At 67.2% G+C, this 13,399-nt stretch carries 11 protein-coding genes; 9 read left to right on the top strand and 2 right to left on the bottom strand.

Annotated elements, in window-relative coordinates; translation table 11 throughout:
- Position 1: 1 nt before the first annotated feature.
- From glyQ to METFAM1_RS0111620, 7 genes are all read left to right on the top strand, one after another.
- Entirely contained in the window at positions 2 to 952 is a 951-nt protein-coding gene (glyQ, locus tag METFAM1_RS0111650; RefSeq protein ID WP_019915440.1) for a glycine--tRNA ligase subunit alpha, read from the top strand.
- A 69-nt stretch (positions 953 to 1,021) separates the two neighbouring features.
- Entirely contained in the window at positions 1,022 to 3,127 is a 2,106-nt protein-coding gene (glyS, locus tag METFAM1_RS0111645; protein ID WP_019915439.1) for a glycine--tRNA ligase subunit beta, read from the top strand.
- Between the two features lie 4 nt (positions 3,128 to 3,131).
- A complete protein-coding gene (gene gmhB / locus METFAM1_RS0111640; RefSeq protein WP_019915438.1) occupies positions 3,132 to 3,674 on the top strand; it encodes a D-glycero-beta-D-manno-heptose 1,7-bisphosphate 7-phosphatase in 543 nt (180 codons plus the stop codon).
- The gene (locus tag METFAM1_RS0111635) at positions 3,674 to 4,417 is read left to right on the top strand and encodes a lysophospholipid acyltransferase family protein (protein WP_019915437.1); all 744 of its coding nucleotides are present in this window, start codon (positions 3,674 to 3,676) and stop codon (positions 4,415 to 4,417) included. The genes gmhB and METFAM1_RS0111635 overlap by 1 nt, the downstream gene beginning before the upstream one ends.
- Positions 4,386 to 5,162 (top strand): M48 family metallopeptidase, encoded by a 777-nt coding sequence (locus METFAM1_RS0111630; RefSeq protein ID WP_019915436.1) that lies wholly within the window; start codon positions 4,386 to 4,388, stop codon positions 5,160 to 5,162. The genes METFAM1_RS0111635 and METFAM1_RS0111630 overlap by 32 nt, the downstream gene beginning before the upstream one ends.
- Positions 5,163 to 5,177: 15 nt before the next feature.
- Positions 5,178 to 5,576 (top strand): lactoylglutathione lyase, encoded by a 399-nt coding sequence (gene gloA, locus METFAM1_RS0111625; RefSeq protein WP_019915435.1) that lies wholly within the window; start codon positions 5,178 to 5,180, stop codon positions 5,574 to 5,576.
- A 98-nt stretch (positions 5,577 to 5,674) separates the two neighbouring features.
- On the top strand, positions 5,675 to 6,328 hold the full coding sequence (locus tag METFAM1_RS0111620; RefSeq protein WP_019915434.1) for a laminin B domain-containing protein: 654 nt from the start codon (positions 5,675 to 5,677) through the stop codon (positions 6,326 to 6,328).
- On the opposite strand, the gene METFAM1_RS0111615 is transcribed toward METFAM1_RS0111620, so the two are convergent.
- Both METFAM1_RS0111615 and METFAM1_RS0111610 read right to left on the bottom strand, forming a co-directional pair.
- Positions 6,329 to 9,430, bottom strand: coding sequence for an ATP-binding protein (locus tag METFAM1_RS0111615; protein ID WP_019915433.1), 3,102 nt, complete (start codon positions 9,428 to 9,430; stop codon positions 6,329 to 6,331).
- 3 nt (positions 9,431 to 9,433) lie between these two features.
- Positions 9,434 to 10,468: an HD domain-containing phosphohydrolase gene (locus METFAM1_RS0111610; protein WP_019915432.1), complete on the bottom strand. Its 1,035-nt coding sequence runs from the start codon at positions 10,466 to 10,468 to the stop codon at positions 9,434 to 9,436.
- Positions 10,469 to 10,615: 147 nt separating this feature from the next.
- Between METFAM1_RS0111610 and METFAM1_RS0111605 the strand changes: the two genes are divergently transcribed.
- A complete protein-coding gene (locus tag METFAM1_RS0111605) occupies positions 10,616 to 12,064 on the top strand; it encodes a TAXI family TRAP transporter solute-binding subunit (RefSeq protein WP_232419745.1) in 1,449 nt (482 codons plus the stop codon).
- A gap of 105 nt (positions 12,065 to 12,169) precedes the next feature.
- Positions 12,170 to 13,393, top strand: coding sequence for an efflux RND transporter periplasmic adaptor subunit (locus tag METFAM1_RS0111600; RefSeq protein WP_019915430.1), 1,224 nt, complete (start codon positions 12,170 to 12,172; stop codon positions 13,391 to 13,393).
- The last annotated feature ends 6 nt before the right edge of the window (positions 13,394 to 13,399 follow it).

Genomic DNA, 13,399 nt, shown 5'->3' with positions numbered 1-13,399 from the left:
CATGTCTGCTGCACCCACATTCCAGGAAGTGCTGCTGCGTCTGTCCCGTTTCTGGGGCGAGCAGAACTGCGCGCTGCTTCAACCTTATGACATCGAGGTCGGTGCCGGCACCTTCCACACCGCCACCTTCCTGCGCGCCATCGGCCCCGAGCCTTGGCGCGCCGCCTACGTGCAGCCGTCGCGCCGGCCGAAGGATGGCCGCTATGGCGAGAACCCGAACCGCCTGCAGCACTACTACCAGTTCCAGGTGGCGCTGAAGCCGTCGCCGCCGAACATCCAGGAGCTGTACATCGACAGCCTGCGCGCACTCGGTCTCGATCCGTCGCAGCATGACATCCGCTTCGTCGAGGACGACTGGGAATCGCCGACGCTGGGTGCCTGGGGCCTGGGCTGGGAAGTGTGGCTCGATGGCATGGAAGTGACGCAATTCACCTACTTCCAGGAAGTGGGTTCGATTCCGTGCAAGCCGGTGCTCGGCGAGATCACCTATGGCGCCGAGCGCCTGGCGATGTATCTGCAGGGCGTCGAGAACGTGTACGACCTGGTGTGGGCACCGGGCATCCGTTACGGCGACGTTTATCACCAGAACGAGGTCGAACAGTCGACCTACAACTTCGAACATTCGAATGTCGAATGGCTGTTCCGCCAGTTCGGCGATTACGAGTCGGAGGCGAAACGCCTGATCGAGGCCGGCCTGCCGCTGCCCGGTTACGAGATGGTGATGAAGGCCTCGCACAGCTTCAACCTGCTCGATGCGCGCGGCGCCATTTCGGTCACCGAGCGCGCCGCCTACATCGGCCGCGTGCGCGCGCTGGCACGGCTGGTGGCGCAGGCCTACTACGCGTCGCGCGAACAGCGCGGTTTCCCGATGGCCGACCTGAGCAGCCCGCGCCTGCGCGCATTGCTCGGCGAGGAAGAGTGCCAGCGCATCGAAGCGCTGCGCGCCGCCTGAGTTGTCCCGCTCCCGTCCCGATCCGACAGAACTGTTTTGAGGCCGCCGCGGCGGCCCTCTGGAAGAGCTATGCAAGCCACATTGCTGGTCGAACTGCTGACCGAAGAATTGCCGCCCAAGGCGCTGTCGCGTCTGGGCGAGGTGTTTGCCGACGCGGTGTTCAAGGCGCTGGTCGAGCGCAAGCTGGCCGCCGCCGACGCGCGCATGGACCGCTACGCCAGCCCGCGTCGCCTTGCGCTGACCGTGCAGGGCGTGACCGATCGCGCGCCCGATGCGGTGGTCGATGAAAAGCTGATGCCGGTCGCCGTCGCGCTCGATGCCGATGGCAAGCCGACGCCGGCACTGCTGAAGAAGCTGCAGGCGAAGAACATTCCGGTCGAGGCGCTGCCGCAGTTCACCCGTCGCATGGACGGCAAGAGCGAAACGCTTTTCTACGCGATGACGGTGCCGGGTGCCGCGCTCGACGACGTGCTGGCCGGCATCGTGCTCGACGCGCTGAGGAAGCTGCCGATTCCGAAGCTGATGCGCTGGGCCGACTGCGACTTCCAGTTCGTGCGTCCGGTGCACGGTCTGGTCATGCTGCACGGCGAGCGCGTCGCGCCGGGCCAGGCCTTCGGCCACGCCTCGGGTCGCAGCACGCGCGGCCACCGCTTCATGGGCGAGGGCGAAGTGACACTGGCGAACGCCGACGAATACGCGCGTGCGCTGTATGAGCGCGGCGCGGTGATGGCGTCCTTCGACGCGCGCCGGGCGCTCATCGTGCAGCGGCTGGCCCACGTCTGCGCCGACATCGGCAATGGCGTGCACCACGTCGATGACGCAGCGCTGATCGACGAAGTGACGGCGCTGGTCGAGAACCCCAACGTCTACGTCGCGCAGTTCGAAGCGGAATTCCTCGCCGTGCCGCAGGAGTGCCTCATCCTGACGATGAAGGCCAACCAGAAGTACTTCCCGCTGCTCGATGCCAACGGCAAGTTGCTGAACCGCTTCCTGGTGGTGTCCAACATGCAGGTGGCCGACCCGCACAACATTGTGTCCGGCAACGAGCGTGTCGTGCGTGCCCGCCTGTCTGACGCGCGCTTCTTCTTCGAGCAGGACAAGAAGACGCCGCTCGCCGCGCGCATTCCGAAGATGGAGGCGGTGGTCTATCACAATCGCCTGGGCAGCCAGTTCGACCGTGTCATGCGCATCCAGCGCCTGGCCACCGACATCGGCGGCCGCCTTGGCGCCGACGTGATGCAGGCGGCGCGTGCCGGCCTGCTGGCCAAGGCCGACCTGATGACCGACATGGTGGGCGAGTTCCCGGAACTGCAGGGCGTGATGGGTCGCTACTACGCACAGCACGACGGCGAAGCCGAGGTCGTCGCGCAGGCAGTCGAGCAGCACTACCGTCCGCGTTTCGCCGGCGACGCGCTGCCGGACGGTGCGGTGGCCTGCGCCGTGTCGCTGGCCGACAAGATCGACGCGCTGGCCGGTTTCTTCGGCATCGGCCAGATCCCGACCGGCGACAAGGATCCGTTCGCGCTGCGCCGCGCCGCGCTCGGCGTGCTGCGCATCCTGATGGAAACGCCGCTGCCGCTTGATCTCGCCGAACTGGTCGCCGCCGCGCGCGGCGGCTTCCGCGCCGGCCAGGTGGGCGAGGGCGAGGCTGCGAATTTCGAAACGCAGCTGCTCGACTTCATGTTCGAGCGCCTGCGCAACCTGCTGCGCGAAGCCGGCCACGATGCGCGCGCGATCGACGCCGTGCTGGCGCTGCGTCCGACGCGCATCGATCTGGTGCCGGCCAAGCTCGCCGCCGTGGTCGCCTTCTCGGCGCTGCCGGAGGCGCAGTCGCTGGCAGCCGCCAACAAGCGCATCGTGAATATCCTGAAGAAGGCGGATGGCGTGGCGGTCGGTGTCGACGCGGCCTTGTTCGCGGAAGCCGCCGAGCGCGACCTGCACGCCGCGCTGACGGCGGTGCAGCCTGCGCTGCGCGCCGATCTCGACGCGGGCCGCTACACCGAAGCACTGACCGCGCTGGCGCAGCTGCGCGCGCCGGTCGACCGCTTCTTCGACGACGTGATGGTCAATGCCGACGACCTCAAGGTGCGCGCCAACCGCCTCGCGCTGCTCGGCGAACTGGCGGCGGCGATGAATGCAGTGGCCGACATTTCCCGCCTTGAGCTGAAGGACTGAGCGGGTGAAGCTCATCATTCTCGACCGTGACGGTGTCATCAATTACGACTCCGACCAGTTCATCAAGTCGCCGCAGGAGTGGCGGCCGATCGAAGGGTCTATGGAGGCGATCGCGCTGCTGAACCAGTGGGGCTGGCGCGTGGTGGTGGCGACCAACCAGTCGGGCGTGGGCCGCGGCCTGTTCGACATGGACACGCTGGCCGCCATCCATGACAAGATGCACCGCACGGTGGCACAGGCCGGCGGCCGCATCGATGCCATCTTCTTCTGTCCGCACGCGGCCGATTCCAAGTGTTCGTGCCGCAAGCCCAAGCCGGGCATGCTGCTGGAGATCGCCGAGCGCTTCAACGTCGACCTCGAGGACGTGCCGGTGGTCGGCGACAGCCTGCGCGACCTGCAGTCAGCCGTCGCCGCCGGTGCACAGCCGGTGCTGGTGCGCACCGGCAAGGGCGGGAAGACCGAAGCCGATCCGGAACTGCCTCCCGGCACGCCTATCCATGACAATCTCGCCGCCTATGTGCGCGCACTCACGGTGAATACCGACTGATGGCCTTCGTCCGCTCGCTGCTGTTCTTCGTCTTTCTGATCGTCATCACGCCGCCGTTTTCGCTGATCGCCATCGTGGCGCGGCCGCTGCCGCCGCACGTGCGCTATCGCCTGATCGGGTTGTGGACGCATCTGACCATGTTCGCGCTGCGCATCATCGTCGGTCTGCGCCACCGCGTCATCGGCAGCGAGAACCTGCCCAAGGGCAAGGCGGTGGTGCTGTGCAAACACCAGTCGGCATGGGAAACGATGGCGCTGCAGGTGTTCCTGCCGCCGGTCGCCTTCGTGTTCAAGCGCGAGCTGCTGCGCATACCGTTCTTCGGCTGGGGCCTGGGCTGCATGCCGATGATCGCGATCGATCGTGGTGCCGGCAAGGACGCGCTGAAGCAGGTCGAGGAACAGGGCGCACGACTGCTCGACCTCGGTTTCTGGGTGACGGTCTTTCCCGAGGGCACGCGCATGCCGCCCGGGCAGACCAAGCGCTACAAGATAGGCGGCGCGCGGCTGGCCGAGGTGACCGGTGCGCCGGTGGTGCCGATCGCGCACAACGCCGGCGACTTCTGGAAGCGCAATGCCTTCCTCAAGCTCCCAGGCGAGATCACGGTCAGCATCGGACCGGCGATCGACACGCAGGGCTTGACGGCGGAACAGATCAACGGGCAGGCTCAAGCCTGGATCGAAAGTGAAATGCGCAGACTGTTCCCGCATCACTATGGCTCAAACCCACAGCCCGCAGCAGCTTGAATTGGCGCTCGATACGCCGGACAACGCGCCGCCGCAGCCGCGCGGTCGCCACATCGTGCTCGGTCAGCAGATCATCGAGTACGCCCTGCGTCGCAGCCGCCGCAACTCGATCGGCTTTTCCATCGGTGAATCCGGCCTGCGCGTGACTGCGCCGCACTGGGTGACGCTGCCGCAGATCGAAGAAGCGCTGCGCGAGAAGCAGCGCTGGATATTCACCAAGCTGGGTGAAGTGCGCGCCCGTCGCGCCCCAGTGCGCACCGACTGGCGCGACGGTGCCCGACTGCCCTGGCTGGGCACTCACGTCATGCTGCGCCTCGGCGACACCTGCGCGCGCCCGTTGATCGACGACGAGGTGCTGCGCCTGCCGCTACCGGCCGACGCCGACCACGACCGCGTGCGCGACGCGGTGTGTGGCTTCCTGCAGCAGGAGGCGCTGGCGCTGTTCACCCGCCGCGCGACCGAACTGGGTGCGCGCATCGGCGTGGCACCCGAACGTGTGGTGCTCAGTTCGGCCAATACGCTGTGGGGCTCATGCACCGCGCAGGGCGTGATACGACTGAACTGGCGACTGATTCATTTCTCGCCGGCGCTGATCGATTACGTGATCGCGCACGAACTGGCGCACCTGAAGGAACTGAATCACTCGCGCGCGTTCTGGGATACCGTGGCCGCCATCCTGCCCGGCTTCGAGGCGGCGCGGCGCGAACTGCGCGCGCACCACCCGGGGCGCATCGTCGCCCCCTGACACGAGGACTCACACATGCGCATCCTTCACACCATGCTGCGCGTCGGCAATCTCGACCGCTCCATCGATTTCTACACCAATGTGCTCGGCATGCGCGAGCTGCGCCGCAAGGACTATCCGGACGGCAAGTTCACGCTGGCCTTCGTCGGCTACCAGGACGAAGCCGACGGCGCGGTGCTCGAACTGACCCACAACTGGGACACCGACAAGTACGACCTTGGCAACGCCTACGGCCACATCGCGCTGGAGGTCGACGACGCCTACGCCACCTGTGAGCAGGTGAAGGCGCGCGGCGGCAAGGTGGTGCGCGAGGCCGGCCCGATGAAGCACGGTTCGACCGTGATCGCCTTCGTCGAGGACCCGGACGGCTACAAGATCGAATTCATCCAGCGCGGTTCGCAGTCCGCGGGCTGAGTCGCCACCGACGACGCACGTCCGTGAGATATTCACGTGGCGTGCGTGCCTTGCAGGTTTAGGTTGCCGGCTTCCAACATCGGAATCGGAGGTCGGACATGCGTTCCCACATCATCGCGCTGCTGCTGTCGCTCGGCGCGTCCCAGGCGGCCTTTGCCGCGCCGTCGAGCACCTTCGATTCCGGCAACGACGGCTGGACGGTGTCCGACACCAATCCGCCCTTCGATTCCTTCGGCGGCTCCTTCACACCGGACTACGACGAGGAAGGCCAGTTCATCCGCTACACCGATCCGTCGGCGATGAGCTTCTTCTTCGAAGCACCGGAATCCTTCCTCGGCGATCTGTCCGGCTACTACGGCGGTACGCTGCGCTACAGCCAGACCCTGTCGGTGCAGACACCGCAGTGGCGTGACGATCCGGACGTGGTGCTGGTGAATGGCGCGGGCCTGGTGCTGGTGTTCCAGCATGATTACCAGCCGGGCGTCGACTGGACCGACTTCACGGTGTCGCTGGCCGAGGGCAGCTGGCGCGTGGGCGGTCTTGGCGGCAGTTTCGCCTCCGCCGCACAAATGCAGTCGGTGCTCGGCGACCTTCAGCGGCTGCGCATCCGCGGTGAGTACATTTCGGGGGTGGTGGAGACGACGGCGCTCGACAACGTATCGATCACCGCCGTGCCCGAGCCTGCATCATGGGCGCTGCTGCTGTCCGGCGTGGCGCTGGTTGCCGGTGTGGCGCGGCGACGTTTCGGCTGATCAGGCCGCAACGCGGGCGGCCTGCAGTTCCGCCCGCAGTTCGGCGGCCAGGGCCTCCACTTCGGTTTCCAGCTGGTTGATCAGCAGGTCGGTGCCGGCGTCGTCCGGCGCCGTGGCGCCACTGCGTTCGAGCCGCCCGGCGATGCCGGCGGCCCGGGTGCCGCCGAAGTTGCGCACCGTTCCCTTGATCGTGTGCGCCTCGACGGCAAGCGCATCGCGCGATACCGACCGTGCCTCGCGCAACGCACCCAGCATGGTCCGGTAGTCGCGCAGGAAGAGCACGATGATGTCGCGCATCAGCACTTCGTCGCCGCCCAGATTGCCGAGCGTAAACGCGCGGTCGAACTGCGTGGCGTGCGTGTCGTCCGCCTTGCCGATGTTCTCTTCGCGGTGTTCGACCGGCGCCGACGCCGGCTTCTGCAATGCCTCTTCCAGTGCGCGTATCAGTGCCGGAACCTGTATCGGTTTCGACACGTAGGCGTCCATGCCGGCGGCAAAACACTTCTCGCGGTCGCCAGCCATCGCGTGCGCCGTCATCGCCACGATGGGCGTATGCCGCTCGCCGTCCTGTGCGCGGATGTGACGCGTGGCGTCGAAGCCGCCCATCTGCGGCATCTGCAGGTCCATCAGGATGACGTCGTAGCGGATGCAGGCCGCCTTCGCGACGGCTTCGAGGCCGTTCGCCGCCACGTCGACCTCGTGGCCCAGGCGCGCCAGCAGCCGCACGGCCAGCGTCTGGTTCACCGGATTGTCTTCAGCGAGCAGGATGTTGAGGCGCCGTCCTTCGCCGCCCTCGGTCACCGGAATGCTGCGCCGCTCGCCGGTCGTGCCGGTGCCGGTGGCGGCCATCAGCGCGTCGAGCAGGGCGGCGGTCTGCGCCGGTCGGGCGACCAGACCGCTGATGCCGGCCGGCAGGCCACTGGCCTTCGGCGCTTCGCCGTCGTGCAGCAGGATGATGGGCAGTTCGGCGGCGCACTGTCCCTTCAGCGCATGCACCAGCGCCCAGCCGTCGCGTGCGGCGAGGTCCTCGGCCACCAGCAGTGCGCGGAAGCACTGCGCCTCGCTCTCGGCCGCGACGATGGCACCGATGCCTTCGTCAAGGTCGGCGCACACGCGTGCCGCCATCTGCCACTGCGCGAGTTGCGCGGCAAGTTGCGTGCGCGATGTCGGGTCGGGCTCGATCACCAGCAGCGGCATCCGTTCCAGCGATCCGGTCTCCTGCGACGCCAGCTCACCTGCGCGCGCGCTGGTCAAGGGCACGGTGAAATGAAAGGTCGATCCTTCACCCGGTGCGCTGATCACTTCCAGCCTGCCGCCCATGCGCTTGACCAGCCGCGTGCAGATGGCAAGGCCGAGACCGGTGCCACCGAAGCGACGGGTGGTCGAACTGTCAGCCTGTGAGAAGGCGTCGAAGATGAGTGCCTGCTTGTGCGCGGGAATGCCGATGCCGGTGTCGCGCACGGCGAAGCGCAGGCCCTGCACGCCGTCGTCCTGGCTGTCGAGCGTGACCGACAGGTCGACGCTGCCACGCTCAGTAAATTTCAGCGCATTGCCGATTAGATTGGTCAGCACCTGACGCAGCCTTACCGGATCGCCGACGACGCCGTCGGTCACCGACGGATCAATGCGGCAGCCGAGCTGAACCGGCTTGCCCGGTTTCGGAGCGAGCGTGCGCACGATGCTGCCGATCACTTCGCGCAGGCTGAACGGGATATGTTCGAAGTCCAGATGCCCGGCCTCGATCTTCGAGAAGTCGAGGATGTCGTCGATCAGCGTCAGCAGCGTGTCGGACGACTGCTTCACCAGTGTCAGGTACTCGCGCTGCTCGCCGGTCAGGTCGGTGTCGAGCGCCAGTTCGGTCATGCCCATGATGGCGTTCATCGGGGTGCGGATTTCGTGGCTCATATTGGCCAGAAAGTCGCTCTTCGCCCGGCTCGCGGCTTCGGCCGCGTCACGCGCCTGCATCATCTGCTCGTGCACCGCGCGCCGCTCGCTGATGTCGGAAATGAAGGCGGTGAACAGTGCGCGTCCCTTCATGTGCGTCGAGGTGATGGCGAGCTGCGCAGGGAAGCGGCGACCGCTGCGGTGACGGATGTCCAGTTCCATGTGGTGGCCGATCACCGCGTCGAAGCGGCGGCCCAGCCACTGCAGCAGGTCGTGCTGACCCGGTTCGCGTTCGGCAGGTGCGACCAGCAGTTCGATCACCGGATGCTGCATCGCTTCGGCCGCCGTCCAGCCCAGCATGCGTTCGGCGGCCGGGTTGTACTCGATCACGTTGCCGAAGCCGTCGAAGGTGATCACTGCGTCGAGCGCCGCACCGAGAATCGCGCCGGTGCGTGCTTCGCTTTCGGCCAGTGCGCTGCGCTGGTCGTAGAGGCTCAGCGAGGCCCAGTTCAGTGCCCGGGCGAGCCGGTCGGTCTCGTGCGAACCGGTCGCCGTGGGCAGGGTTTCGCCCATCGCGTGGTCCAGTCTTTCGGCGAAGTCGGTGCACTGGTTCAGTGCGGCCAGCGGCCGGCGCAGCAGCAGGTAGAGGGCGCCGGCGCCGAGCAGCAGTGCGAACAGGCCGTGCAGCAGGCTGTCGCGCAGAATGTGCGCACGCATTTCGCGCGCTTCCGGCGTATCGGTCTCGGTGCGCAGCCATGCGGTCTGTCCGCCGGCCACCAGCGGCACCCAGCTGACGATGGTCTGCCGCCCCGCGTCGTCCTCTGCCGCGGCGCGCGCACGCGCGATCAGGCCCGGCGGCGGCGCGTCGGTCGGGCGGGTGTCGGCCGTTCGCCAGGCGCCGTCGCCGGCGCGTCGGAGTGCCGACAGGACTTCGCCGCTCGGCGTGACCAGCGCCGCCGCCGTCAGCACGGCCGTGTCGGGCAGCCGCGGTCGCAGCGCGACCAGCGCGTCGCGGTCGTATTCGATGTCTGCAGCCAGACCCGCCGCGATGGTGCGTGTCTCGGCCAGTGCGCTGCGCTCAAGCAGGTGCAGTGCTTCGTCCGCCTGTTCGCGGGCCGTGTACAGCGCGTTACCCGCTGCGCCGACGCCGAAAGCGAGGGCGAACAGCGCGGTGATGCGCAGCAGCAGGCGGTGCGTCCCGAGGGCAGGCAGCTTCATGACTCAGTCGTCCCGGAAGCGTGCCCGGATCTCCTGCACTTCCTCCCAGCGATCCAGCATGGCGTCCACGCAGTCGGGATCGAAGTGCAGAGAGCGTCCCGCGACGAGGAAATCGTGCGCGCGACCGACCTCCCATGCCTGCTTGTAAGGACGTGACGAGGTCAGCGCGTCGAACACATCGGCCACTGCGACGATGCGCCCGACCAGCGGGATCGCCTCGCCGGCGAGGCCCTTGGGATAGCCGCTGCCGTCGAATTTCTCGTGGTGACTGAGCGCGATCGTCGCTGCCAGCTGCATGTAGGGCGAAGCGGAGTCCTTGAGGATTTCGTAGCCGATGGCGGCGTGCTGCTTCATGATTTCGAACTCGTCCGGGTCGAGGCGACCCGGCTTGAGCAGGATGTGGTCCGGCGTGCCGAGCTTGCCAACGTCGTGCATCGGTGCGGCGATCAGCAAGGCTTCCTGCATGTCGGCGTCGAGACCCATCTCGCGTGCGATCAGCGCCGAGAAGTGCGCCATGCGCAGGATATGGGCGCCGGTTTCCGGGTCGCGGAACTCGGCGGCGCGCGCGAGCTTGTTCAGCGTCTCGCGCTCGCGTTCGAAAATTTCGGCGGTGGCGCGGCGCACTTCGTCGGCCAGCACCCGTGCGTGGTTGGCCAGCACGACCTGGCTGCGACGCAGCGACAGCATGTTCTTGACGCGGGAGGTGAACTCGACACGGTCGACCGGCTTGGTCAGGAAGTCGTTGGCGCCGGACTCCAGCGCGCGGTAGCGCACTTCGCGCTCGTGATCGGCGGTGACCATCAGCAGCGGCGTCTGTGTGCGCGCCAGATTGGAGCGGAAGCGCCGGATGAATTCGACGCCGTCCATGTCGGGCATCATGTAATCGACGATGACCAGATCCGGGTCCTCGCGCATGCAATGCTCCAGCGCCTCGGACGGCGACAGGAAACAGGTCGATTCAACGTCCGGCAGCTTGCCCAGCAGCGCAGACATCAGAACCAGATTCACCTGCGCGTCATCCACGACCACTACATTCATCCAGGGCACCCCGTGTGCGTATCTTGTTCGATGTGCGGCGGTGCCCGATCGGCCCGCCCGATCCATCCTTTCCGCACGAAGGAATAACGGCGCCGCGCGCGGGCGACTTTAGATGCCCCGGATCGCGGCTGACAGAATGAAACAGATGTGCGCGAGGGCATCAGGCTGTGCGCGAGCCCGGTCGGCGCGCTACCCTACTGCCCGATGAATGCTCCGACGCCCTATACGCTCCGTGCCTCCGCGCTGCGCAACTGGCTGCGCCAGCTGTCCTTCCGTGACATGTTCGCGCTCGGTCTGCCGGCCCTGCTCATCATCGCCGCCGGTTTCTGGTTCGCCGCCCGCTACATCAAGCCGGCGCCGCCGGATCAGACGACGATTTCCTGCGGCGCACAGGGTTCAGCCTACGAATCGTTCTGCGCGCGCTACAAGCCGCTGATCGAACCCTTCGGCGTCGGCGTGAAAGCGCTCGAGAGCGCCGGTTCGATCGAGAACCTGAAGCGCCTGAACGACCCGGAACAGACCGTCGATTTCGCTTTTGTCCAGGGCGGCAGCGCGGAAGATCACCCGCCCGGGCTGCTGTCGCTCGGGGCCGCCTATTACGAACCGGTGTGGGTGTTCTACCGCGGTCGGCCCGGGCTGGAGCGGCTGGATCAGTTGAAGGGTCTGCGCATCGGCGTCGGGCCCGAAGGCAGCGGCACCCGCCATCTTGCGCTGCAGATGCTGGCCGCGCACGGCATGGCCGACGACAAGCGGCGCCTGCTGCCGCTGAGCGGAATCGCCGGCGTCACCGCGCTGCGCGACCGCCGCATCGACGCGCTGGTCGTGGTTGGCGCGGTGCATTCGGCCAGCGTGTGGGCGCTGCTCTATTCGGACGGGATTTCGCTGATGAGCATGACGCAGGCGCCCGCCTACTCGCGTCGCTTCCCGCATCTGACCATGCTGACGCTGCCACGCGGCGCCATCGATTTCGTGCGCGACATTCCGCCCAGGGATGTGTCGCTGGTGGCGACGCAGGCTTATATGGTGGCGCGCGAGGACACGCATCCGGCGCTGATCGACCTGATGCTGGGCGCGATGAAGCCGGCGCATGCCGAAGCCAGCGTGTTTCAGCGGCCGGGCGAGTTCCCGAAGCCCGACGGCGGCGATTTCGAACTGCATCCGCGCGCCAAGCGCTTCTATGAGGTCGGTCCGCCTTTCCTGCAGCGCTACCTGCCCTTCTCGATCGCCAACCTGTTCGATCGCATGCTTGTACTGCTGGTGCCGCTGCTGGCCCTGGCCGTGCCGCTGTTCAAGATACTGCCGCAGCTCTACGTCTGGCGCGTGCGCAGCAAGCTGTACCGCTGGTACGGCGAACTGAAGGACGTCGAACGTCAGGCCATGCTGCCCGATCAGACGCGCAGCCGGGCCGAGTGGCTGGACGACATCGACCGCATCGAGGCGGCGGTGGCGCGCATCCACGTGCCGTTGGCGCATTCCGATTACCACTACCAGCTGCGCGCTCACATCCACATGGTGCGACGGCGTCTGCAGGGCATACCGGACGGTGCGGTGCACGAAAATCCGCAGGGCGCAGGAACCGAAACGGCGCCGTCCTGACTCAGTGACAGTTCGCCGGCCGCGCGTTGTACTGTCCGGCTGGGGCAAATTTACAAACATTCGTGCTTGTATATAATTGCAGGCCGAATTCAGGAGAGTTCCCCGATGCCTGTCCGCTCCGCGGCCGCCGTGCCCGCCTCGCGTCCGATTTCCCGCCTGGCCGTGCGCCCGGGACGCCGACTTTCTCCGCTCCACACCTCTTTCGGTTTCGTCGTGCTGATTGCAGCGGCGCTGTTGCTGTCCGCCTGCAGTGGTGACAAGTCAGCGCAGCCGGCAGCTGCGGCCCCGCAGGCACTGCCGGTCACCGTGATCGAGGTGGCGCCGACGCAGGCGCCGCTCGTCGTCGAGGCGGTGGCGCAGGCCGAAGGTGCGCGCGAAGTCGAAGTGCGTGCGCGGGTCAGCGGCATTCTCGAAAAGTGGCTGTTCCGCGAAGGTGAGCCGGTCAAGGCCGGGCAGATGCTGTTCCGCATCGAGCGTGCACCGTTCGAGATCGCACTGGCGCAGGCCAAGGCGCGTCTGGCCGAAGCGCAGGCGGTCGAGGAACAGACGGCGCGCGAAGCGCAGCGTCTGACCGGGCTGGTGGCTGAGAAGGCGATCAGCCAGAAGGAGTTCGACGACGCCCGCTCGGCCAGCGCAGTGGCCCGCGCCACAGTGAAATCCGCCGAGGCGGCGGTGCGCGAGGCGGAACTGAATCTGAGCTACACGCAGGTGACCGCACCGGTGGCTGGCGTGACCGGGCGGGCTCATCGCTCGGAAGGTTCGCTGGTGAATACCGGCAGCGACAGCCTGCTCACCACGATTGCGCAGATCAACCCGATCTGGGTGCGCTTCAGTCTGTCCGACAACGACCTGGCCGCCGTGCCGGGTGGGCGTGCCGCCGTGCGCAGCTTCCGCGAGGTCGAGCTGCAGCTGCCGGACGGCAGCATCCTGCCGCAGCGCGGCCGCATCAATTTCTCCGCCAGCCGTATCGATCCGGCGCTGGGCACGCTGGAAATGCGCGCCGAGTTCGCCAACGCCGACGCCGTCGTGCTGCCCGGCCAGTTCGTCCGCGCGCGGGTGATCGCCGGTGAGCGCGACAATGTGTTCCTGGTGCCGCAGGCTGCGGTGACGCAGACCGAGAGCGGTCCGGTGGTGATGCTGGCCAATGCCGAGGGCAAGGTGGAGCCGCGCCCGGTCAAGCTCGGCCAGTGGCAGGGCAAGGACTGGGTGGTGACCGGCGGCCTGCAGGCCGGCGACCGTGTCATCGTCGATAACCTGATCAAGCTGCGACCGGGCGCGCCGGTGGCGCCGCGCGCGGCGGGTGAAGCCGCGCCGCCGGCGAAGTCCTGAAGGAGC

Origin of the sequence: Methyloversatilis discipulorum (genome assembly GCF_000527135.1) — a bacterium.
In the GTDB taxonomy this organism is placed as follows: domain Bacteria; phylum Pseudomonadota; class Gammaproteobacteria; order Burkholderiales; family Rhodocyclaceae; genus Methyloversatilis; species Methyloversatilis discipulorum.
Note: the sequence above shows the minus strand (reverse complement) of the source record. Positions and strands in the feature narration are given on the sequence as shown.

Coding starts and splice junctions, on each gene's coding strand:
- glyQ (WP_019915440.1), top strand. CDS start 2: ATGTCTGCTGCACCCACATTCCAGGAAGTGCTGCTGCGTCTGTCCCGT.
- glyS (WP_019915439.1), top strand. CDS start 1,022: ATGCAAGCCACATTGCTGGTCGAACTGCTGACCGAAGAATTGCCGCCC.
- METFAM1_RS0111635 (WP_019915437.1), top strand. CDS start 3,674: ATGGCCTTCGTCCGCTCGCTGCTGTTCTTCGTCTTTCTGATCGTCATC.
- METFAM1_RS0111630 (WP_019915436.1), top strand. CDS start 4,386: ATGGCTCAAACCCACAGCCCGCAGCAGCTTGAATTGGCGCTCGATACG.
- gloA (WP_019915435.1), top strand. CDS start 5,178: ATGCGCATCCTTCACACCATGCTGCGCGTCGGCAATCTCGACCGCTCC.
- METFAM1_RS0111620 (WP_019915434.1), top strand. CDS start 5,675: ATGCGTTCCCACATCATCGCGCTGCTGCTGTCGCTCGGCGCGTCCCAG.
- METFAM1_RS0111615 (WP_019915433.1), bottom strand. CDS start 9,430: ATGAAGCTGCCTGCCCTCGGGACGCACCGCCTGCTGCTGCGCATCACC.
- METFAM1_RS0111610 (WP_019915432.1), bottom strand. CDS start 10,468: ATGAATGTAGTGGTCGTGGATGACGCGCAGGTGAATCTGGTTCTGATG.
- METFAM1_RS0111600 (WP_019915430.1), top strand. CDS start 12,170: ATGCCTGTCCGCTCCGCGGCCGCCGTGCCCGCCTCGCGTCCGATTTCC.